21 protein-coding genes are annotated in these 20,550 nt (G+C 73.9%); 10 read left to right on the top strand and 11 right to left on the bottom strand.

The features are described from left to right. Positions 1-8 precede the first annotated feature (8 nt). On the bottom strand, positions 9-1,307 hold the full coding sequence (locus tag ACI793_RS04185) for a YncE family protein (RefSeq protein WP_456605101.1): 1,299 nt from the start codon (positions 1,305-1,307) through the stop codon (positions 9-11). Between the two features lie 241 nt (positions 1,308-1,548). Between ACI793_RS04185 and ACI793_RS04180 the strand changes: the two genes are divergently transcribed. Together ACI793_RS04180 and ACI793_RS04175 are read left to right on the top strand one after the other, a co-directional pair. After that, a complete protein-coding gene (locus ACI793_RS04180; protein WP_456605100.1) occupies positions 1,549-1,893 on the top strand; it encodes a hypothetical protein in 345 nt (114 codons plus the stop codon). Next, positions 1,890-2,651 (top strand): hypothetical protein, encoded by a 762-nt coding sequence (locus ACI793_RS04175; RefSeq protein ID WP_456605099.1) that lies wholly within the window; start codon positions 1,890-1,892, stop codon positions 2,649-2,651. The genes ACI793_RS04180 and ACI793_RS04175 overlap by 4 nt, the downstream gene beginning before the upstream one ends. A 13-nt stretch (positions 2,652-2,664) precedes the next feature. Here ACI793_RS04175 and ACI793_RS04170 read toward each other — a convergent pair whose 3' ends face one another. The 6 genes from ACI793_RS04170 to ACI793_RS04145 all read right to left on the bottom strand — a co-directional run bounded on the left by ACI793_RS04170 (position 2,665) and on the right by ACI793_RS04145 (position 9,520). Further along, positions 2,665-4,614, bottom strand: coding sequence for an NlpC/P60 family protein (locus ACI793_RS04170; RefSeq protein WP_456605098.1), 1,950 nt, complete (start codon positions 4,612-4,614; stop codon positions 2,665-2,667). A gap of 212 nt (positions 4,615-4,826) precedes the next feature. Beyond that, complete coding sequence (locus ACI793_RS04165; protein WP_311347203.1) at positions 4,827-5,018, bottom strand: hypothetical protein; 192 nt, start codon at positions 5,016-5,018, stop codon at positions 4,827-4,829. Between the two features lie 136 nt (positions 5,019-5,154). Then, positions 5,155-6,444, bottom strand: a complete 1,290-nt coding sequence (locus ACI793_RS04160; RefSeq protein WP_456605097.1) for a citrate synthase — start codon at positions 6,442-6,444, stop codon at positions 5,155-5,157. A gap of 73 nt (positions 6,445-6,517) precedes the next feature. After that, positions 6,518-7,849: a glycosyltransferase family 2 protein gene (locus ACI793_RS04155; RefSeq protein ID WP_456605096.1), complete on the bottom strand. Its 1,332-nt coding sequence runs from the start codon at positions 7,847-7,849 to the stop codon at positions 6,518-6,520. A 37-nt stretch (positions 7,850-7,886) separates the two neighbouring features. Next, positions 7,887-9,008: a DegT/DnrJ/EryC1/StrS family aminotransferase gene (locus ACI793_RS04150; RefSeq protein WP_456605095.1), complete on the bottom strand. Its 1,122-nt coding sequence runs from the start codon at positions 9,006-9,008 to the stop codon at positions 7,887-7,889. Continuing rightward, positions 9,005-9,520, bottom strand: coding sequence for a sugar 3,4-ketoisomerase (locus tag ACI793_RS04145; protein ID WP_456605094.1), 516 nt, complete (start codon positions 9,518-9,520; stop codon positions 9,005-9,007). Before ACI793_RS04145 ends, ACI793_RS04150 begins: the two co-directional genes overlap by 4 nt. Positions 9,521-9,762: 242 nt before the next feature. On the opposite strand from ACI793_RS04145, the gene ACI793_RS04140 reads away from it, so the two are divergent. The 4 genes from ACI793_RS04140 to ACI793_RS04125 are packed head-to-tail and all read left to right on the top strand — an operon-like array spanning position 9,763 to position 13,561. Continuing rightward, positions 9,763-10,512: a class I SAM-dependent methyltransferase gene (locus ACI793_RS04140; RefSeq protein ID WP_456605093.1), complete on the top strand. Its 750-nt coding sequence runs from the start codon at positions 9,763-9,765 to the stop codon at positions 10,510-10,512. Beyond that, on the top strand, positions 10,505-11,875 hold the full coding sequence (locus tag ACI793_RS04135) for a hypothetical protein (protein WP_456605092.1): 1,371 nt from the start codon (positions 10,505-10,507) through the stop codon (positions 11,873-11,875). The genes ACI793_RS04140 and ACI793_RS04135 overlap by 8 nt, the downstream gene beginning before the upstream one ends. A 35-nt stretch (positions 11,876-11,910) precedes the next feature. Beyond that, positions 11,911-12,645 carry a class I SAM-dependent methyltransferase gene (locus ACI793_RS04130; protein ID WP_456605091.1) on the top strand — a complete coding sequence of 245 codons (735 nt, stop codon included), beginning with the start codon at positions 11,911-11,913 and terminating at the stop codon, positions 12,643-12,645. A 13-nt stretch (positions 12,646-12,658) separates the two neighbouring features. Further along, positions 12,659-13,561, top strand: a complete 903-nt coding sequence (locus ACI793_RS04125) for a GNAT family N-acetyltransferase (RefSeq protein WP_456605090.1) — start codon at positions 12,659-12,661, stop codon at positions 13,559-13,561. Between the two features lie 63 nt (positions 13,562-13,624). On the opposite strand, the gene ACI793_RS04120 is transcribed toward ACI793_RS04125, so the two are convergent. Then, positions 13,625-15,028 (bottom strand): class II fumarate hydratase, encoded by a 1,404-nt coding sequence (locus ACI793_RS04120; RefSeq protein ID WP_456605089.1) that lies wholly within the window; start codon positions 15,026-15,028, stop codon positions 13,625-13,627. A 529-nt stretch (positions 15,029-15,557) separates the two neighbouring features. Between ACI793_RS04120 and ACI793_RS04115 the strand changes: the two genes are divergently transcribed. Further along, positions 15,558-15,890, top strand: a complete 333-nt coding sequence (locus tag ACI793_RS04115) for a hypothetical protein (protein WP_456605088.1) — start codon at positions 15,558-15,560, stop codon at positions 15,888-15,890. A gap of 41 nt (positions 15,891-15,931) precedes the next feature. Beyond that, positions 15,932-16,576 carry a DUF1707 domain-containing protein gene (locus ACI793_RS04110; protein ID WP_456605087.1) on the top strand — a complete coding sequence of 215 codons (645 nt, stop codon included), beginning with the start codon at positions 15,932-15,934 and terminating at the stop codon, positions 16,574-16,576. A gap of 117 nt (positions 16,577-16,693) precedes the next feature. On the opposite strand, the gene glpX is transcribed toward ACI793_RS04110, so the two are convergent. Continuing rightward, the gene (gene glpX / locus ACI793_RS04105) at positions 16,694-17,737 is read right to left on the bottom strand and encodes a class II fructose-bisphosphatase (RefSeq protein WP_456605086.1); all 1,044 of its coding nucleotides are present in this window, start codon (positions 17,735-17,737) and stop codon (positions 16,694-16,696) included. 111 nt (positions 17,738-17,848) lie between these two features. On the opposite strand from glpX, the gene ACI793_RS04100 reads away from it, so the two are divergent. Next, positions 17,849-18,469 (top strand): DUF4245 domain-containing protein, encoded by a 621-nt coding sequence (locus ACI793_RS04100; RefSeq protein WP_456605085.1) that lies wholly within the window; start codon positions 17,849-17,851, stop codon positions 18,467-18,469. Between the two features lie 142 nt (positions 18,470-18,611). Further along, complete coding sequence (locus tag ACI793_RS04095; protein ID WP_456605084.1) at positions 18,612-18,896, top strand: hypothetical protein; 285 nt, start codon at positions 18,612-18,614, stop codon at positions 18,894-18,896. Between the two features lie 2 nt (positions 18,897-18,898). Here the strand turns inward: ACI793_RS04095 and ACI793_RS04090 are convergent, their stop codons facing one another. Both ACI793_RS04090 and xseA read right to left on the bottom strand, forming a co-directional pair. Then, a complete protein-coding gene (locus ACI793_RS04090; protein WP_456605083.1) occupies positions 18,899-19,132 on the bottom strand; it encodes an exodeoxyribonuclease VII small subunit in 234 nt (77 codons plus the stop codon). 151 nt (positions 19,133-19,283) lie between these two features. Beyond that, positions 19,284-20,507 carry an exodeoxyribonuclease VII large subunit gene (gene xseA / locus ACI793_RS04085; protein ID WP_456605082.1) on the bottom strand — a complete coding sequence of 408 codons (1,224 nt, stop codon included), beginning with the start codon at positions 20,505-20,507 and terminating at the stop codon, positions 19,284-19,286. Positions 20,508-20,550 lie beyond the last annotated feature (43 nt).

Below are 20,550 nucleotides of genomic sequence, written 5' to 3'. Positions count from 1 at the left end.
CTCGACCGCTACTCCCAGGCGGTGAGGACGTCGTGCGCGACGACGCCCTCGCGGACGCGCTGGGGATGGTCGCCGACGTCGATCGTGGCGATCCGCTCGGCGGTGTCGTAGTCGATGACGACGACCTGGTCGGTGCCGCTGACCGAGACCCAGCACTCGTCGTCGTCCACGCCCGTGGTGGACCAGTAGGGCTTCTCGCCCACCTCGACCAGGCGGTGCTCCTCGGTCTCGCGGTCGATGATCGCCGCGTAGCCGTCCATGGTCCCGGCGGCGCACAGCGTCGTCCCCGCCGGGTCGATGGCCAGGCCGTGGTGGGCGGAGTCGAGCACGTACCGCTCGCGGGGCTCGGTGGTCCGCTTCGGCAGGTCGACCACCCGGGTGACGGCGCCGACCGCCGGCTCGCCGTCGTAGGTGCGGGCGGTGTCGGCGTCGGGCGCCCGGGTGTCGAACTCGATCCAGCCGTGGAAGAACGACACCTGCAGGTAGACGTACCGCTCGTCGGGAGCCACCGCCATGGGGCGGACCGCCGAGGCCATGCCCGGGTGGCCGGCCTCCTCGAGCTCGCGGCCCATGTCCCACCGCTGCTCCACGGTCAGCCCGTCGGTCCGGATGATCTGGAAGAACTGCTCGCCCTTGAGGGTGTCGAACGCCTGCCGCAGCACCGGCCGGTCGACCGGGGTGTAGACGCGGCCGATGCTGGCGTGGAACACCCGCGAGCCGTCGGCGGTGTAGTTGTTCTCGTGCGGGCTGTCCCCGCTGGGGAACTCGCCGGTCTTCGCGCCGGTGCGGATGTCCAGCTCGTGCACCTTGTTCGCGGTGGAGTCGCTGACCAGCAGACGCTCGCCGTCGGGCGAGATGCCCATGTGGTCGGAGCGGTAGCCCTCCATCGGGAAGCGCCACACGATGTCGCCGCTGGCGAGGTCGATGCCCACCACGTCGGCGAAGCTGGGACGGCTCACCGCCAGCAGCCGGCCGTCGTGAGTCGTGTACATGTCGTCGGTGTACTGCGCGTGGCCCTCGCCGATGGCCGCCGTGATGGCCAGGTAGAACGCGAGCTCGTCCGGCCGGGTGAGGATCTCGAACAACCGTTGCCGGCGGTCGGGGACGGTGTCGACCGTCGCGATCGGCTCGTGGGTGACCGCGTCGACGACGGTCGCGGTCCCCTCCCAGTTGTTGCCCACGAACATCACCGGTCGTGGGTCGTCCGCCGGCGCGCCGGTCGCGGCGGCGGGCACCGTCGAACCCGTCGCGGCCAGGACGACGGCGAGCGTGGCGGCGGTCAGAGCGGGAGCGGTGGCACGGCGCATGGGGCCCCTCGGCAGTCGGTGACACCAGGGAAACGGCCCGCGGACGTCCCGGTTACGCCCTGCCGACGAGCGGTTCGTGGCGGCCGGGGCGGTCCGAGGCCAATTCGTCGCCGTGGACGGGTCGATCGGGCCTCTGTGCTGCCGATATCCACCTCGTGACGCTTCGCCCCGGGACCCGCCGCACCGCAGGCGGGGGCGGCTCGGGGACGGCTGCCGGGCGACCCGTTCCGGGCGGTGCCCGATGAGCGCCATGCCCACCGGCGAGGCCGGGGTCGAGGTCCTGGTGCCGCACTGGCTCGCCTCCCCCGAGCGTCTCCAGCTGGCCACCGCCGTGCGCGCCGCGCTGGGTGACCCGGCGGTCCACCCGGTCGCCGCGCTCCACCTGCAGGACGTGGTCACCGAGCTGCACGTCGCGGCTGCCCGCGACGCCGTCTGGCCCGCGTCCGCTGCCCGGGTGCGACTGGCGACGGGCTGGGATGCCGACGTGCTGCCCGTGCGCCTCAGCGCCGCCGAGCTGACCGCCGTCCTGGCGCTGTGCACGCTGCCCGAGGGGCTGCGCGACCGTCTGTGCGTGGCCGGGGCGTGAGCGCCTTCGGACCCGGGAGCTCCGCCGGGCTGCTGCAGCGCCTGCGCCCGACCCGCATCGATCTCGCCGACCTGCTGGAGGTGGTCTCCGCGGTGCTGCCCGGGCTGGCCGGCCCGCAGGTGCGCGTGGAGCTGGTCCGCCGGGCGTCCGCGGGATCGGCTCTCCTGGTGGAGGAGGACGAGCGCACGCTGCGCGTGGACCTCGCCGACCTCGCCGACGACATGACCCGGGCCGGCGTGGCGCCCACCCCGGACGGGATGACCGCCGCCCTGCACTCCTGGGTCGCGCACCGACCGGTGGCCGACGTGTCCGCGGCCGCCGCCGGGATCGCCGTGCTCGACTGGGCCGACGCGGCCCGGTCCGCGGTCGGGTGGCGGGTCGTGGTCCGGCGCGGCGACCTGACGCTGCCGTGGGCCCCGGTGCCGGGCACCGCTCCCGGGCAGCTGGCTGCCACCCGGTCGGCGGCCACCGGCCGGGCCGGGGAGGTGGAGCTGAGCTTCCGGGTCGAGGGGCCGGTCGCGCTGTGGTCGCACCCGTCGATGCCGGTGCTCGCGACCACCGTGCTGGTGGCACCCGAGCGCATGCTCGGCCGGGTTGCCGACGCCGGACTCCCGGTCGACGACGTGCACGTGGTCGTCACCCCGCACCGGCCGGTCGCCTGTGCCGGCGGGAGCGTGGCGGCGCGGCTGGCGGGGGAGACCTCGGAGGCCAGCGTGACCGTCCCGTGGGCGCGGCTGGCGGACCTGCCCTGGCTCTGAACCGGCGGTCCGCTCAGGAGATGTAGCCGTACTCCCAGTGCCAGGGCTCCGGTTTCTCGCCGCCGGGACCGGCCCAGTCCGGCTGGACGAATCCGAACCGGCCGGCGTTGGCGGTCATCCACCGCCACTGCTCGGAGCCGCCCCGGTGGATCCCGCCGCACAGGTCGACCGCGAGAGCCCACCCGTGGTTGGACGTTCCGGGCACCGCGGCCAGCGCGGGCTTGCGGGAGAAGGCGTCCACCTGGCTGGCGAGCGACCGGTAGGAGTCGGTGATGCACAGGCCGGTGCCGAACTCGGCCTCGTAGGCCTCGTCCATGGCGGCGTAGCCCGCCGCGGCATCGCAGCGGAGCGCGTGGCGGTACACCCCCAGCAGGCACAGCGCCTCGGTGGGGATCTCGCCGTTGTCCCAGCCGCCCCACTGCGGGCTGGTGATGCCGGGCGCCGGGAGCGGCGCACCGCACGGTCCGGTGGGACCGCCGGCGGGCAGCGGCGCGTTCGGCGTCCCGGTCCCCGGCACGGGCACGCGGACGGCGGTGGAGCCGGCGGCGACCGAGCGGACGCCCACCTGGTACGTGGCCGCCGAGGCGCCCAGGACGTCGCCGTCACCGAGGTAGAGGCCGACGTCCTGCCCACCCGGTGAGAAGACCAGGTCCCCGAACTGCAGGCCGTCCAGCGGCACGGCGGTGCCGGTGGCCCACTGCTCCTGCGGGGTGGCCGGCAGGGCGTAGCCCCCGAGCAGCCACGACGCCGCGGTGAAGCCGCCGCAGTCGTAGGTCTCGGGGCCGGTCGAGCCGGCGACGAACGGCTTGCCCAGCTGGGACAGCGCGTTGCTGACCGCGGCGACCGTCTCGGACGGCAGCACGGTGACCGGGCTGTTGCCCAGGACCGCCCAGGCCACGCCGGGAACGGGCCGGCCGGAGGAGTCCAGCGCGGGGGAGAAGCCGGCGGGGAGGTCGGCGGGGTCGGCGAGCGCCGCGGCGGGGGGCGGCTGGATGCCCGCTCCGCTCAGCTGGGCCAGGTAGCCCTGCCAGCGGGCGACTGCCTGCTGGTTGCGCTCCTGCTGTCGGCCGGCGGCCGGGATGGCGCCGAGGGAGGCCAGCCGGCCGGTGACCTCGGTGCTGAGGTCGTCGACCTGGGCGCGCATCGCCTTGAGGGCCCCGGCCAGCTCGTCCTCTGCAGCCGCAGCGCCGGCCTCGGCCTGGTCGACCCGGGCGGAGGCGTCCGCCAGGGCGGCCACGGTGCGCTCGGCGCGGACCACGGCTCCCTCGAGTGCTCGGTCGGCGCGCTCGCTGACGGACTGCCGGAGCAGTGCGTCGGTGACGCCGGTGGCGCCGAGGGTGGGCACCGGGTACCGGAGGGTGGGTGTGGCGCGGTAGAGGTCGGCGGCTCCGGTACCGACGGTCAGCTGCACGGCCGCGACCCGGTCGCGGGCGGCCTGCTCGGCGGCGCGGGCCTGCTGCAGCTGGTCGCGGCGGTGCTCGGCGTTCTGCTCCAGGGCGCGGTAGCCGTCGGCCGCCTCCAGCAGCGAGCTGCGGGCGGTCATGGCCAGCGCCGTGACGTCGAGCGGCCCGCCCGAGGGCGTGGTGGCCCCGGGCAGCACGACGGTGACCAGGGCGGGGACGAGCAGGGTGCCGAGCGCGACGACGCCGAGACGGGAGGACCAGCGCGCGCCGGTGCGCTCCTTCGCGGCCGTGGTCGTGCGGCGCCGGGCCGCAGGTCGCTGGGCGGTGGGGCGCTTCGCCGCGGAACGCTTGGTGGTGGGGCGCTCGGTGGTGGAGCGCTCGGTGGTGGGGCGCTTGGTGGTGGGGCGGTTGCCGGCCGTGCGGGTGGACGGCGCACTCTTCGCGGCCAGGGTCGACCGGGCGGCCGCGAGCTGCGCGGGCGTGAGGTCGGGCCGGGCCGCGGCCAGCTGCCGCAGGGCCATGGCCTCGCGCAGGGCCTGGGCCTCGCGTGCGCTGAGCACGGGGCGGACGGGCGTGCGTGGTGCGGGCACTGCGGCGTCTCCCGGCGGTCTCGTCGTCTCGATGGCCGGCCCGCTGCGTTCTGCAGCCGGGCTCTGACCTCGTATCGACGTGCCGGGAGGGGCGCCGGAGAGGGGAGTGGGGTTCTCTCACCCCTCCGGGTGAGGGTGAAGCTCGGGTGGCGCCCAGAAGGATGAGGACCGGGCGAGGCCGGTCACGGCGCCCACCAGGCACCGTGCCGGTGCACGAGGGGGATGCGCAGCTCGCCGCCGTCCTCGGTGGAGACCACCACCTCGACGGTGGTGATGCGGACCGGCGGCCCGTCGCCCTCCGGCTCGAGCATGCTGCCGCTGGCCAGGGGGATGGGCGGCACGACGAGGACGTCGTCGCCGGGCTGCTCGGCCATGGGCGGACCTCCGGGGTGGGCGACTCCTCCGCGGGTGCGGAGCGCCCTCACCGTAGGGGGCGCGGTCCGGAGACGGATCGGGCCGGGCGCGCTCCGCGGGGGAGGACGCCCGGCCCGGTCGGTCGGTGGAGCAGGGTCAGCGCTGGTCGAGCGGTACGAAGTTCCGCTCGGTCTCGCCGATGTACAGCTGGCGGGGGCGGCCGATCTTGGTGCTGGGGTCGGCGATCATCTCGCGCCACTGGGCGATCCAGCCCGGCAGCCGGCCGAGGGCGAACAGCACGGTGAACATGCGCGTCGGGAAGCCCATGGCCTGGTAGATCAGCCCGGTGTAGAAGTCGACGTTCGGGTAGAGCTTGCGCTCCACGAAGTAGTCGTCCTTGAGCGCGATGTCCTCGAGCTGGCGGGCCAGGTCCAGCAGCTCGTTGTTGCCGCCGAGCTTGTCCAGGACCGTGTCGGCAGTGGACTTCACGATGGCCGCACGCGGGTCGTAGTTCTTGTAGACCCGGTGCCCGAAGCCCATCAGCTTGACGCCGGGCTCCTTGTTCTTGACCCGCTCGACGAAGCGGGGGATGTCGCCGCCGTCGGCCTTGATCGCCTCGAGCATCTCCAGCACCGACTGGTTGGCCCCGCCGTGCAGCGGGCCGAACAGCGCGTTGATGCCGGCCGAGACGGAGGCGAACAGGTTGGCGTGCGAGGAGCCGACCAGCCGGACGGTCGACGTCGAGCAGTTCTGCTCGTGGTCGGCGTGCAGGACGAAGAGCTGGTCGAGCGCGTTGACCAGGTCGGGGTCCATGTCGTACGGCTCGGCCGGGAAACCGAAGGTCATGCGCAGGAAGTTCTCGACCAGGCCGCACGAGTTGTCCGGGTAGAGGAACGGCTGGCCGACCGACTTCTTGTAGGCGTAGGCCGCGATGGTGGGCAGCTTGGCCAGCAGGCGCAGCGTGGAGATCTCCACCTGCTCCTCGTCGAAGGGGTCCAGGCTGTCCTGGTAGAAGGTCGACAGCGCGCTGACCGCCGAGGACAGCACCGGCATCGGGTGGGCGTCCCGGGGGAAGCCGTTGAAGAACTGCTTGAGGTCCTCGTGCAGCAGAGTGTGCCGCCGGATGCGCTGGTCGAACTCGCCCAGCTGGTCGGCGGTGGGCAGCTCCCCGTAGATCAGCAGGTAGCTGACCTCGAGGAAGCTGGCCTTGCCCGCCAGCTGGTCGATCGGGTAGCCGCGGTAGCGCAGGATCCCGGCGTCACCGTCGATGTAGGTGATCGCCGAGGTGCACGCGGCGGTGTTCACGAAGCCGATGTCCAAGGCGACCGTGCCGGTCGTGGCCAGCAGCTTGCTCGTGTCGATGCCGTCGGCGCCCTCCGTCCCGTGCTTGACGGGAAGGGGCAGTTCTCCACCGGGGTAGCGCAGGGCTACATCTGTCTCGCTCATCGATCCGGACGCTACTCCGATGCGCGCCGGGGGGCCTGGCGTCGTCGCCCGGCGATCCCTTCGGCTGCCCGGCTCAGGACGCGTCCGCGGCGACGTCGAAAGTCCACACGCCCGCTCCCCGGTCGAGGTGCCAGCGGCTGCCACGAGGAGCGACGGCCAGCCACGGGTGCGCCAGGAGGCCGGCGGGGTCGTCGCAGGGAACGAGCTCGACGTCGATGTCGGCCCCCTCCGCCAGCGCCTGCTCGATCAGTGGAACGGCCGCCTCCAGGGCAGCGGACGGCACCGCGATAGCGAGCTTCTCCGCCACGCCGGCCGCATGGACGTCGCGCAGCGCCTGGACGGTCGCGCTCACCTCGTTGCGCTCGAGCGCCGGCGCAGCCAGGGCGATCGGGAAGAGGCGCGACCACACCTCCAGCTGCTGGGCCAGGTGAGCGAGCTGGTCCGGGCGGTGTGCCCGCTCCCAGAGCGGTTCGGCGGAGTCGACGACGTCATCGACGGCGCCGGGACGCAGTTCGACCAGGGCAGCGGTGCTGAGGAAGATGGACTCCAGCACCGGCCCGTAGTCCGGCCCGTCGACGATCGAGGCAAGCCGGGCGGTGGCGTGCTGCAGGACGCGGGCGTGCGCGCGCCGGCGCTGCGCCGGCTCGGGGAGGAAGCCGAGCCGGATCCCGTAGTCGATCAGCCGGACCCAGTCCCGTTCGGCACGCGCGCCGATCCACGGCCGCCAGCTGTTCTGACCCGGGTGTATGCGGAAGCGGCTCAGGACGCGCGGGGTGTAGAAGGCGGGCCCTTGGGCCAGCAGCTCCAACCACACCTTCACGTCGGTGAGGGAGTCGATCCGCCGTCCGTCCGGCTCCCAGAGGGTCTCGACCCCGAGCGCGTCGCGGCGGAACAGGGCGGTGGACAACTCGCCGATCACGTTCGTGCACGTCTCGAGGACGCTGGTGCCCAGTTCCAGGCCGTCGATCGCGCCGGGCCGGTCGCGCAGGGTCGAGAACTCGTGCCCGGCGACCGGCTTCCCGTTCTCGTCGATGAGCGACCGGCGGGAGAAGGCGAGCGCTGCGCCGGGGGTCGACTGCAGGCCGCGCACGAGTTCGCGGACGCAGTCGGTGGCCAGGACGTCGTCGTGCAGCAGGTACTTGACGTACTCGCCGCGGGCCGCCCGCAGGATCGACTGCAGGTTGTCGTAGCCGCCGCCGTTCGTCTCGTGCCGGATCACCCGGATGCGCTCGTCCTCGGCCGCAGCAGCGGCGATGATCTCCGGAGTGCGATCGGTCGACGCGTCGTCGCCGATGACGATCTCCACGTGGCGGTAGCTCTGGTCCCGCGCCGAACGCAGTGCGGCCCGCAGGTGGGCTTCGCCGTTGTAGGTGGGGATCAGGATGCTGACCAGGGGATCGGTCATGGTGTCCTCTCCGAGGGTTTCGGGTTCGGCTCGGTGGTCAGGGGTGGAAGGTCCGCACGGCGTCGATGACCACGTCCTGCTGCTCCGGGCGGAGCATGGGGCCCATCGGCAGGCTGAGGACCTCGGCGGCGAGCCGGTCGGCCATCGGCAGGTGCCGGTCGGCGAGCTCCGTGCCGGCGAAGGCCGGCTGCCGGTGGCACGGCACGGGGTAGTGGACGAGCGTCTCGACCCCCCGTTCGGCGAGGTGTGCCCGCAACCGGTCGCGGGAGGGGCTGCGGACGACGTACAGGTGCCAGACAGAGGTGGTCCCCGGCCGCCGCTCAGGGAGGACCAGGTCCAGGTCGCCCAGTGCCGCCTGGTAGCGGCGGGCCACGGCGTCGCGCCGGGCGTTGTGTTCCTGCAGCCGGGCCAGCTTGACCTGGAGCAGCGCCGCCTGCACCTCGTCGAGCCGGCTGTTCCAGCCCACCTCGTCGTGCCGGTACTTGTCGAGCGAGCCGTAGTTGCGCAGCGAGCGCAGCCGGCGGGCGGTCCCCTCGTCCGAGGTGGTCACCGCGCCGCCGTCGCCGAGCGCCCCCAGGTTCTTGCCGGGGTAGAAGCTCCACGCCGTGGCGTGGGTCAGCCCACCGATCGGCCGGGCGCCGAGCCGGGCGCCGTGCGCCTGCGCGGCGTCGTCGAGGACGGCGAGGTCGTGCCGGGCGGCCACGGCCATCACCGCGTCGATGTCCAGGGGATGCCCGTAGAGGTGCACCGGGACGACGGCCCGTGTGCGGGGGGTCACCGCGTCCTCCAAGGCGTCGATGTCCCAGTCGCCGGCGGCCGAGCGGACGTCGACCGGGACGGGCACCGCGCCGACGTGCAGGACCGCGAGCCAGGTGGCGATGAAGGTGTGCGAGGGCACCAGGACCTCGTCGCCGGGACCGATGCCGAGCGAGCGCAGCCCCAGCGACAGGGCGTCCAGCCCGTTGCCCACGCCGACCGCGAACCGCGCATCCACCGCTGCCGCCCACGACTCCTCGAAGCCCGCCAGCTCGGGACCGAGGAGCACGCGGTCGCTGTGCAGCACCCGGAGGGCAGCCTCGTCCAGCTCCGTGCGGAGCTCGGCGTGGACCGCGGCCAGGTCGAGGAAGGGGATCCGAGGGGCGGCCGGCGGCGTGCTCACGCCGGGACGCCGTGGGGCCGAAGCTCGCCCGTGGCCTCGGCCTCCCGGCGGGCGGCGGTGAAGTCGTCGTACTCCCGGTAGTAGTCGTCCTCCGAGTAGGCCTGGGAGGCCAGGACCAAGCAGACGCTCCCCGAGGAGAAGTTGCCCAGCTCCCGCCAGGTCAGCCGCGGGAGCAGCAGCCCGTGGTAGGAGCGGTTCAGGTGGAAGCGCGCCGTCTCCGTCCCGTCGTCGACGATGACGTCGAAGCTCCCCGAGGCGGCGACGATGAGCTGCTGGAGGTTGCGGTGCGCGTGACCGCCGCGCGACTCACCACCCGGGACGTCGTACAGGTAGTACACGCGGGCGATGTCGAAGGGCACGTGCTGGTTGCCCTCGATCGCGGTCAGGTTGCCGCGCGGATCGGTGATGCGGGGCAGGTCGACGATCCGGCAGCCGGCGGCGTTGCCCGAAGGGCGCGGGTTCCAGTCCGTCGCCCGCCTGCCAGGGCCGAGGGAGCGTCGGTCGTCAGTCACGCCCCTGGTCATCGGCAGGCGTGCGCACCGCCGTGACCGGAGCTCCGGCGGCCGGGACGAGCGGTGACCAGCCGGCCCCGACGGCTCTTCCGTCACATCCGTTCCTCGTGCCCGCGTCGCCCCCGGCGCCCCTCGGGTGCGACCGATCCTGTGCCGCCCGCTCCTACCCTGGCCGCATCCGGGCGGCGGTCGCGGACCGGCACCCCGGGCCGGTCCGCCGCGGGCCCGGGGGAGAGGAATCCGTGTCCGCAGTGCAGCGCGACCTCGTCGACTACGCGGTGCAGTACCGCGCCCTGCCGTTCGAGCCCGTGCAGATCGCCTACCGGCGGAGGCTCGTGCTCGCGCGCGTCGCCGCCCACGCCCCCCGGCGCCTCCTCGAGATCGGGTGCGGCGAGGCCCCCTTGTTCACCGATCTTCCCGGCGTCGTGTCCGTGGTCGTCGAGCCGACTCCCGCGTTCGCGGCCCGGGCCCGTCATCTGGCCGGGGACCGGCCGGACGTCATCGTCGTGGAGGACCTCGCCGAGCGGGTCGACCCGGCGGCGCTGGGCGGCGGCTTCGATCTCGTCGTCCTGAGCTGCCTGCTGCACGAGGTGCCCGATCCGCAGCTGCTGCTCCGCGCCGCGCGCGGCTTCTGCGCACCCGGCGGCGTCCTGCACGTCAACGTCCCCAGCGCCCGCTCGCTGCACCGGCTGCTGGCCGTGGCCATGGGGCTGATCCCCGACCCGGCGGCGACGTCGGGGACCCAGCGCCGCATGCAGCAGCGGGGGATCTACGACGCCGAGGGGCTGGAGGCCGAACTGCGCACGGCGGGGTTCGCCGTCCGCGAGCGTGGCAGCCTCTTCGTCAAGCCGTTCACCCACGGGCAGATGCAGCGCCTGGTCGACGACGGCTTCCTCACCCCGCAGCTGCTCGACGGCCTCGACGCGCTCGCCGGGCTGCTGCCCGACCTGGGCTCGGAGCTGTGGATGGATGCGGAGCCGGTCGATGCCTGAGGTGCTGCTGGTCGGCAACAACCTCGCCGTCCTGGTCGCGGCGGCCGAACTCGGCGCGGCGGGGCAGGACGTCGTCCTCGTCACCGACGGTCGTGGGCCGGGCGGCCACTTCCGCGGGCTGCGGACACCGGAGGTCGACGTCGACCTGGGCATGGTGTTGCTCGAATCGGGAGGCAGCACGGCCGACGACGACCTGGCGAGCTACCGCCCCCGCGTGCGTTACGACTGGACGCGCTTCGGGGCGCGCGTGGACCGCTGGCAGGCCGAGCACGTCCAGCGGGTGCGGACCCCGACGCCGGAGGCCCTCGTCGAGGGCCGGCGACGTCCCGACCACCTGATCGCCGACCGCCTCGACATCCTGGCCGACGGCGGCTTCACCCCGCCTCCACCGTTGGATCGGGGCGACCCCCGCCACGCGGCGGGCAAGGTCACCTCGCCGGCCTACGACGAGTTGCTGTACACCGAGGCGGCGTCGGTCAACCACGGCGCGGACATCCAGACCCGGCTCATCGATCCCTTCGCGGAGAAGTTGCTCGGGCCGGCCCGAGAGGGGCTGCTCGCGCGGTACCACCGCGCCGGCTGGCTGCCGCTCTACTGGCCCGAGACGCTGGCCGCCGCCTGTGCGGGGCGGCCCACCGGGCTGCGCGAGTACCCGTTCTGGACGACGTCGTCGGGCTTCGTCGGGGAGGTCGTGCGCTCCCTCGAGCAGCGGATCGCCGCGCTGCCGCGCGTGCAGGTGCACGACGACGCCGTCACCTCGATCAGCCGCGAGGGGACCCGGTGGACGGTGCGCACGGAGGGGGGAGCCTGGTCGGCCGAGCGGCCCGTGTTCGGCGTCGGCGTCGACCGGCTGCAGTCCCTGCTGGGGCTCCCCGTGTCCGAGCGGGCGTCCGGTGCCTCCGTCGCCCTCGTCGCCTGCCTCGTCCGTGGGTCGGGGATCACCGATCCGGTCGGCTGCCTGTCGGTGGTGGATCGGGAGTTCGCCACGTACCGGGTCACCGACCAGGACGCGCTCGCCGGTCTGGACCCCGAGGAGCACCGCGTGGTGATCGAGGCAGGACCGGCGACGGCCGGCCGCCTCAAGGGAGGCGTCGACGTCCCCGCCGAGCTCGTCGCCGAGCTCGGTCGACTGCTCGGCATCGCCGACCCCGCCGCGGACGTCCGCGTGCTCAAGGCGCTCGCGGCCCCGGGTGCGGTGCCGGCGCCCACGAGCGGCTCGCTGGCGACCGAGACCGCCGCGTCCGACGCCCTGGCCGTGGCCTGCCCCGGCGCCCTGCTGACGGGCGTGCTGCTCGGTGGCGGCGCGACGTCCATGAACGACCAGGTGGTCCAGGGTCTGGCGATCGCCGCAGACCTCTCGTGACCGCTGCCCGCCACCCGAACCACCCCGGAGGACCCATGACCGCCGCCCGCACGCAGGAACTGGAGCGGATCGCCCAGAACTACCACCTCAACGACGAGGTGCCCGACAAGTTCATCGAGGACGCGTGCCAGGAGTACTGCTGCGACTGGCTGGCCTCCCTCGTCTCGCCCGGCGACGCCGTCATCGAGCTCGGCGCCGGTGAGGGCGTCACCCTCGCCCGGCTCGCCCCGCTGCCGCGTCACTACGTCGTGGTCGAGGGTGCGCCCAGCCTGGCCGCGCGGGTGCGGTCGGACTTCCCGGGCGTGGAGGTGGTCGAGGCGCTCTTCGAGGAGTACCGGCCGGAGACCCCGTGCGACAAGCTCCTCGCGCTGCACGTCTTCGAGCACGTCGACGACCCGGTCACCCTGGCCGCACACCTCCGTGACTGGGTGGCGCCGGGAGGGGAGATCGTCGTCGTCGTCCCGAACAAGCGGTCGTTGCACCGGCGGCTCGCCGTCAGCATGGGCCTGCAGCCGGAGCTGGACACCCTCAGCGCCCGCGACCACCTCGTCGGCCACCAGCGGGTCTACGACCTGGAGGAGCTGGAGCGGGACCTGCGGTCGGCCGGCTTCGAGCCGTTCGAGCGCAAGGGCTTCTTCCTCAAGGTGCTGCCGAACGGGATGATGCTCGACTACTCGCCCGAGCTCATCCAGGCCCTCAACGACCTGGGGGACGAGCTGCCCCCCGACATGGGCGCCAACATCGCCGTGCGTGCACGGCGGGCGGCCTGAGCCGGACGCGCCGGTGAACGGCCTCATCTTCTGCGACCCCCGCTTCCACGACCTGAACGGCGTCCCGGCCGACCGCCGGTGGCGGTACGAGCACCGCCGGGACGACCGGCTCGTCGGCGTGCTCGAGGGGGTGGTCACCGATGGTGTGCTGGTCTCCGGGCACAGCGCGCCCTTCGGGGGGCCGGACCTGGCGCGGGTCGACCCCCCGGTCGAGGACGTCGTCGGGCTGGTGACGGGGGCGCTGGCGGCGATGCGCTCGGACGGGCTCCGGGAGGTGCGGGTGAAGGCCCGTCCGCACGCCTACTCGGCGGCCGAGCCGCTGGTGGAGTACGCGCTGCTCGACCAGGGGTTCGCCGTCGCGCACTGCGACCTGAACATGCACGTCGACCTCGGCGTCCTCGCCCCCGGCGGCGACGCCCTGGAGCTGCTCAAGGCGCGCAAGCGACGGTACGTACGCGCTGCGCTGCAGGAGCCGTTCGAACTGGTCGAGGTGGTCGACGGAGCCGACCTGACCATCCTCCACGGGATCATCGCCGGGAACCGGCTGGCGAAGGGCCGGCCGCAGCCGCTCGGACGGGACTACCTCGAGCGGGCGCGTGCCGCGTTCCCCGAGCGCATCCGGATGCTGCTGCTGCGCACCGACGGGCGGGCAGTGGCCGGCGCGGTGGTCTACCGGGTGCTGGAGGGGATCGACCAGGTCGTCCACTGGGCGGACGACCCCGGTGCGGCGCGCTCGCCGATGGACCTGCTGGCGTACCTGGTCTATGCCGACTGCCTCCGGCGCGGCGCGAGGCTCGTCGACCTGGGCCCCGCCTCCGACGACGAGGGCAGGCTGAACCCCGGGCTCGCCGACTTCAAGCGCGCGGTGGGGGCCGTGCCCGACACCCGCAAGGTCTTCACCGCGGCGGTGAGCTGACGCCGCAGTCCACCGGAGCGGGCGTGCACCGGCCCGGGAGGGTTAGGTGCACGCTCCGCCCGGTCAGGGGTGGGTCATGGAGAGGACGTCGAGGGCCTCGTCGAGCTGCTGCTCGGTGAGCTTGCCCTGCTCGACGTAGCCGCGCTCGAGCACCACCTGGCGGATGGTCTTCTGCTCCTTGAGCGACTGCTTGGCCACGATCGCGGCCTCCTCGTACCCGATGTACTTGTTCAGCGGCGTGACGATCGACGGCGAGGACTCCGCGTACTCCCGGCACTGCTCGACGTTGGCCACGATGCCGTCGACGCAGCGGTCGGCCAGCAGCCGGCTGACGTTGGCCAGCAGGCGGATCGACTCGAGCACGTTGCGGGCCATCAGCGGCAGCGTCACGTTGAGCTCGAAGACTCCGGTGGTGCCCGCGTAGGTGACCGCGGCGTCGTTGCCGATGACCTGGGCGCCCACCTGGATGACCGCCTCGGGGATCACCGGGTTCACCTTGCCGGGCATGATCGAGCTGCCCGGCTGGAGGTCGGGCAGCTGGATCTCGCCGAGGCCGGTGCGCGGGCCCGAGCCCATCCACCGCAGGTCGTTGACGATCTTGATAAGGCCGACGGCGATGGTCTTGAGCTGACCGGAGGCCTCCACCAGGGAGTCGCGCGAGCTCTGCGCCTCGAAGTGGTCGCGGGCCTCGGTGAGCGGCAGGTCCAGCTCGCCGGCCAGCTTCTCGATGATCGCGGCGGCGAAGCCGGGCGGGGTGTTGATGCCGGTGCCGACGGCGGTGCCGCCCAGCGGCAGCTCGCCGATGCGGGGGAGGGAGGCCTGCAGCCGCTCGACGCCGTAGCGGACCGCCGCCGCGTAGCCGCCGAACTCCTGGCCCAGGGTGACCGGCGTGGCGTCCATGAGGTGCGTGCGGCCGCTCTTGACGACCGTGGCGAACTCCTCGGCCTTGCGGGTCAGCGAGGCCTCGAGGTGCCGCAGCGCCGGGATCAGGGTCGACACGATCGCGCGGGTGGCGGCGATGTGGATCGCCGACGGGAAGACGTCGTTGGACGACTGCGAGGCGTTGACGTGGTCGTTCGGGTGCACCGGGCTGCCCAGCGACTCGGTGGCGAGGCTGGCGATGACCTCGTTGGTGTTCATGTTGCTCGACGTCCCGGAACCGGTCTGGAAGACGTCGATGGGGAAGTGCTCGTCCCAGTCACCCCGGGCGACGGCGGTCGCGGCCTCGCCGATCGCGCCGGCGACGGCCGCGTCGAGGACACCGAGGTCGGCGTTGACGGCCGCGGCCGCTCCCTTGATCGCGGCCAGGGCGCCGATGAGCTCGCGCTCGATCGGGGTGCCGGAGATCGGGAAGTTCTCGACGGCCCGCTGGGTCTGGGCCCGCCACTTCGCCCAGGCGGGGACGCGGACCTCCCCCATGGAGTCGTGCTCGATGCGGTAGTCCGTGCCGTCCTGCTGGGTGGCCACGCTGAACTCCTGAGATGTCTGGATGGTGAGGGGCTCCGGCAGCGACCCTAGATCCCGGGCGGGCTGCCGGGTTGCCGGAGGGGGACGACCTAGCATCGCCGACGGCAGGCTCTGCCCCGAGCGAGGAGTTCCGATGTCGCAACCGCCGTACCCGCCGCCGGGCGGTTCCGAGGCGGGGGAGGACGGTTCCTCGGCTGCGCAGCACGACCCTGGCGGGCAGCCGAATCCGGGAGCGCAGCCGTATCCGGGAGCGCAGACCTATCCGGGCGCCGGTGATCCGCCTCCGGGCGGGGACGGCGGCTACGAGGGGCCGCCCCGGTACGGCCAGACGCCCTACGGCCAGCCGCCGTACGGCGAATCGCCCTACGGTCAGCCTTCGTACGGGCAGGCTCCGTACGGGCAGGCGCCGTACGGACGGCCCCCCTACGGCGCGGCTCCCTACGGGCAGGCCCAGCCCGGCGTCCCGGCAGCGCCGCCCTGGGGTCGGGGCTCGACGTCCGGGGCGGGGAAGAGCAGCAAGGTGGCCGTCGTGGGCGCGGTCGTCGGAGCGCTCGCCATCGCCGGGCTGGCGGTCGCACTGTTCCTCGGGCTGCGTTCCGGCGACGGCGGAGAGGCCGGGAGCGGGAGTGACTCCTCGATCCCCGCGGCGACCTCCGAGCCCGAGGGGCTGGGGGACGACCCCGAGCTCGACGACTACGCGGAGGAGTGCCACGGGGGCGACATGGCGGCCTGCGACGAGCTCTTCCGGAAGTCCCCCGAGTACTCCGCCTACGAGCTCTACGGCGGCACGTGCGCCGGCCGGCAGTCGAACTCCGACGCCCGGGACGTCTACTGCGTGGAGGCCTTCCCGCCGGCCAGCTGACCGGCTCCCCGCTCCGGCCCGGCTCCGATACCGTCGCAGCCGTGCCCGACGACGAGCTCCCTGCCGGTCGAGGTCCCGGTGACGCCGAGGTGGCGGGCGTGCGGGCCTCCGACCAGGACCGCGAGGCCCTGGTCGCCAGACTCCAGCAGGCGCTGGCCGAGGGGCGGCTGGACCTCGACGAGTTCGGCCAGCGCGCCGGTGCCGCCTACGCCGCGGTCACCACCGCCGACCTCGCCGAGCTGGTGGCCGACCTGCCGGCGGAGGCGCCGGTCGAGATCGTCGGCACCCGGGCACCGGAGGAGCAGACCAGCGTCTTCGGCGACATCACGCTCGCCGGGCCCACCGTTCCGCGGCGCGCCTCCACGGTCTTCGGCGACGTGCGGATGGACCTGCGCGGACTGCGCACGGACGCGGACCGGTTCGACCTCTACCTGACGACGGTCTTCGGCGACGTGGACGTGATCGTCGCCGAGGGCGTGGACGCGCAGATCCGGGGACGGACGATCTTCGGCGACCGCAAGGTCGACCTGGCGCCGGTGCCGCGGGTCGCCGGCACCCCGCGCGTCGTCGTCCACGCCCGCAGCGTGTTCGGCGACCTCAAGCTGCGCAGCCTCGCACCGGGCGAGTCGGCCAGCCGCTGGCGGCAGGTCATGGACCGGCTCGCGAGGCGGGGCGAACCGAACTGACGTGCGGGGTGGTCCTGTCGCGCCGAGTGGGGCCCGGAGGGTCCCGGGCAGGCGGGACGAAGCGGCTCCACCCACCCGGGGACGGCTCCTGGCCGCGGTGCGATCCGGAGGGTCGCGTCAGGAATCGAAGGGGACGGCCGAGTAGGCGCGCAGCTTCTCCAGCGAGTGCAGGCTCTCGATCGAGCGGATCGTGCCCGACTTGGAGCGCATCACCAGCGACTGCGTGGTGCAGCCACCGGAGCGGTACTGGACGCCGCGGAGCAGCTCGCCGTCGGTGATGCCGGTGGCGACGAAGAAGACGTCGCCGCGCACCAGGTCGTCGATGTGCAGCACGCGGTCGAGGTCGTGGCCGGCGTCGATCGCCTTCTGCCGCTCGTCGTCGTCCTTGGGCCAGAGCCGGCCCTGGAACGAGCCGCCCATGCACTTGAGCGCGCAGGCCGCGATGATGCCCTCCGGCGTGCCGCCGATGCCGAGGATCAGGTCCACGCCGGTGCCCTCGCGGGCGGCGGCGATCGCGCTGGCCACGTCGCCGTCGGTGATGAACTTGATCCGGGCGCCCGCCTCGCGGACCTCCTGGACCAGCTGCGCGTGGCGGGGCCGGTCGAGGATGCAGACGGTGACGTCACCCACCGAGCTCTTCTTCGCCTTCGCGACACGGCGGATGTTCTCCGCGACCGGCACGGTGATGTCGACGACGTCGGCCGCGGCCGGCCCGGTGGCCAGCTTCTCCATGTAGAAGACCGCCGAGGGGTCGTACATGGCGCCGCGGTCGGCGACGGCCATGACGGCGATCGCGTTGGGCATCCCCTTGGCCATCAGCGTGGTGCCGTCGATCGGGTCGACCGCGACGTCGCACTCGGGCCCGTGACCGTCACCCACCTGCTCGCCGTTGTAGAGCATCGGGGCCTCGTCCTTCTCGCCCTCGCCGATCACGACGACGCCCCGCATGCTCACGGTGCCGATGAGGGCCCGCATCGCGTCGACCGCGGCGCCGTCACCGCCGTTCTTGTCGCCGCGTCCGACCCAGCGGCCGGCGGCCATCGCCGCCGCCTCGGTCACCCGCACCAGCTCCAGCGCGAGGTTGCGGTCGGGAGCGGGACGGTCGGCGAGGAAGCCGCGGCCGCTCGAGGAGACGGGACCTTCGGGAACGGGCAGCGACACGGGACCTCCTGGAGAGGGACCCGGTCCCGTCCACCCTTCGCAAACGCAGGGCGGGACCCGGGACGGGGCCATGGCGGCAGGGCGGGGGAGCTCTCCTGCGATCCTATGTGCATGACCGAAGCCGGCCCGACGAGCCCGCGACCCGCCGACCCCACGGAGGCCCCGGCGCCGGCGGGGCCCCCGTCGTCGGCGGTGGAGCGGGCCGACCGGATGAGCGCGGCGAACATGATCCGCTCGCTGCTCCCGTTGGTCGTCATCTGCCTGCTGCTCGTGGGGTGGCAGGCGTTCCGCGCCAGCAACGAGGAGACGGTGCGCACGGTCGACCCCACGAGCACCGTGCGGCTGGCCGCCGAGCGGGCCGACTACGCGGTGGTGGCGCCGACCGGGCTGCCGGAGGACTACCGGCCGACCAGTGCCCGCACGGACGCCGGCTTCGCGGACGAGGGGGCCCCGGTGACCCTCGAGGTCGGCTATCTGACGCCGTCGGAGGAGTTCGCCGGGTTCACCGTCAGCGACGACGTCCGCGCCGAGCCGGTGCAGTCCGTGCTCGGTGGCGCGACGGACGACGGGACGGTCGACGTGGACGGGGAGCCGTGGACCCGGCTCACCACGGAGCGCGGCGAGACGGCGCTGACCCGGCGGGACGGCGACGTCGTCCTCGTCGTCAGCGGGTCGGCGCCGGAGGACGAGCTGCGCGCCGTGGCCGCCGCGGTGGCGCCGGCGGAGGGCTGACGGCGCGGTTGTTGCGGTCCCGTGTCGGGTGTCGGACGACTCATCGACAGGCGGCTGGTCGGCGGGCGGCCGGGGTGCCGGTCGCCGCAGGATCACCTCCACACCGGCGCCACCGCGGCAGCCGGCCGGACGAGGAGCCGACATGCTCGACGACGTCTGCGCGAACGCGAACCACGTGGCGCCCGCGACCGGAGGGGCGTGCCCGTGCGGGCTGGTCACCCGCGTCCCGGCGAACCGCCCGGTGACGGCGGAGAACCCGACGGTGCGCGACCTCGTGGCCCGGTGCCTGGTCGAGCGTGGCGGCCTGGCGGACCTGCCGGACCTCCGGCGGCGGGCCGACCGGGTCCTCGGCGCGCTGGCCGAGGCGGGCCTGCTCGCGGCTCCGGTGGCGACGGCAGGGCCGACGGCCGGGCGTCGCCCGGCCTGAGCTCAGCCGTCCGCGTCGTCGGGAGCGGCGGCCGCCAGCCGTTCCCGGGCGCGGTCCAGCCAGTGCTGGCAGAGCTTCGCCAGCTCCTCACCGCGCTCCCACAGGGCCAGGGACTCCTCCAGCGTCAGCCCACCGGCCTCCAGCCGGCGGACGACGTCGGCGAGCTCCTCGCGTGCCTGCTCGTAGGTGGTCGTCGGCTCGTCGATCTGCCCGGCCGTCTGCTCGGTGCTGCTCACGATGTCCTCGGTTCGCTGCCGCGGAACGCTCCGCTCCTCGCTCCAGGATTCAGGCCGCTTCCGCGGTCGATCCGCTCCTCGCTCGTTCCTCGCTGCGATGCTCCCTCCCTGTCACCGGCCGCCTCGCTGCGATGCTCACGATCCTGTCCGCTCACGATTCCCCATCCTCCCGGTCGACGCGGACCGGCAGACGCCCCCCGCTCACGCGCACCTGCAGGCGCTCGCCGTCGGCCACCTCGGCGGGGTCGCGGACCAGTGCGCCGTCGGCCCGCTGCACCACCGCGTAGCCACGCTCCAGCGTCGCCGCCGGGGACAGCGCCGTCACCCGGGCGCGGGCGTGCTCCAGGTCGCGTTCGGCGCTCTCGACCCGGTGCAGCACCGTGCGGCGGGCGCGGGTGCGCAGCTGGGCGACGTCGTCGGCCCGGCCGTGCAGCAGCCGATCGGGGCTGGCGAGCACCGGGCGGGTGCGGACCGAGTCCAGCCAGCGCTCCTGCTGCTCGAGCCGGGCGGTGACCAGGTGCCGCGCTCGGCTGCGGAGCCCCTCGACCAGACGTCGCTGCTCCCCGATCTCCGGCACGATCCGGTGGGCGGCGTCGGTCGGGGTCGCGGCGCGGACGTCGGCGACGTGGTCGACCAGCGTGGTGTCGGTCTCGTGGCCGACGGCGGTCACCACCGGCGTGCGGCAGGCGGCGATCGCCCGTACCAGCCCCTCGTCGGAGAAGGGCAGCAGGTCCTCGACCGAGCCGCCGCCGCGGGCGACGACGATGACCTCGACGGTGGTGTCGGCATCGAGCCGGCGCAGCCCGTCGATGACGTTGGCCGCCGCCTGCGGCCCCTGCACGGCGCAGTTGTGCATGGCGAAGCGGACGGCCGGCCAGCGGCGGCGGGCGGTGACCAGGACGTCCCGTTCCGCGGCGCTGTCCCGCCCGGTGATGACCCCGACGACGGCGGGTGCGAACGGCAGCGGGCGCTTGCGGGCGGCGTCGAACAGCCCCTCGGCAGCCAGCAGCCGGCGGATGCGCTCGATCCGGGCGAGCAGCTCGCCGAGGCCGACGGCGCGGATCTCGGTGGCCCGCAGCGAGAAGGACCCCCGGGCCACGTAGTAGTCGGGACGGGCGCGGACGATCACCCGCGCGCCCTCGGTGAGCTCGAGGCCGGGGCGGTCGGCGATGTCGCGGTGGCAGGTCACCGGCACGGAGAGGTCGGCGACCGGGTCGCGCAGGGTCAGGAACACCGTGGCCGCGTTGCCGCGCCGCGACAGCTGCGCGACCTGGCCCTCCACCCACACCTCGCCGAGCCGGCCGATCCAGTCGGCGACCTTGCGCGCGACCGTCCGTACCGGCCACGGCGCCTCGGGGGAGGAAGGTGCGGTCACGCCCCGAGGGTGTCAGACGGCGCCGACAGCCCGGACCGGCCGT

The organism is Blastococcus sp. SYSU DS0617 (assembly GCF_054051075.1).
This window is presented reverse-complemented; position numbering and strand designations above follow the sequence as displayed.

Bases quoted from the DNA above. Each gene is read 5' to 3' on its own strand.
- ACI793_RS04185 (WP_456605101.1), bottom strand. From the start codon at position 1,307: ATGCGCCGTGCCACCGCTCCCGCTCTGACCGCCGCCACGCTCGCCGTC.
- ACI793_RS04180 (WP_456605100.1), top strand. From the start codon at position 1,549: ATGAGCGCCATGCCCACCGGCGAGGCCGGGGTCGAGGTCCTGGTGCCG.
- ACI793_RS04165 (WP_311347203.1), bottom strand. From the start codon at position 5,018: ATGGCCGAGCAGCCCGGCGACGACGTCCTCGTCGTGCCGCCCATCCCC.
- ACI793_RS04160 (WP_456605097.1), bottom strand. From the start codon at position 6,444: ATGAGCGAGACAGATGTAGCCCTGCGCTACCCCGGTGGAGAACTGCCC.
- ACI793_RS04155 (WP_456605096.1), bottom strand. From the start codon at position 7,849: ATGACCGATCCCCTGGTCAGCATCCTGATCCCCACCTACAACGGCGAA.
- ACI793_RS04135 (WP_456605092.1), top strand. From the start codon at position 10,505: ATGCCTGAGGTGCTGCTGGTCGGCAACAACCTCGCCGTCCTGGTCGCG.
- ACI793_RS04130 (WP_456605091.1), top strand. From the start codon at position 11,911: ATGACCGCCGCCCGCACGCAGGAACTGGAGCGGATCGCCCAGAACTAC.
- ACI793_RS04100 (WP_456605085.1), top strand. From the start codon at position 17,849: ATGACCGAAGCCGGCCCGACGAGCCCGCGACCCGCCGACCCCACGGAG.
- ACI793_RS04095 (WP_456605084.1), top strand. From the start codon at position 18,612: ATGCTCGACGACGTCTGCGCGAACGCGAACCACGTGGCGCCCGCGACC.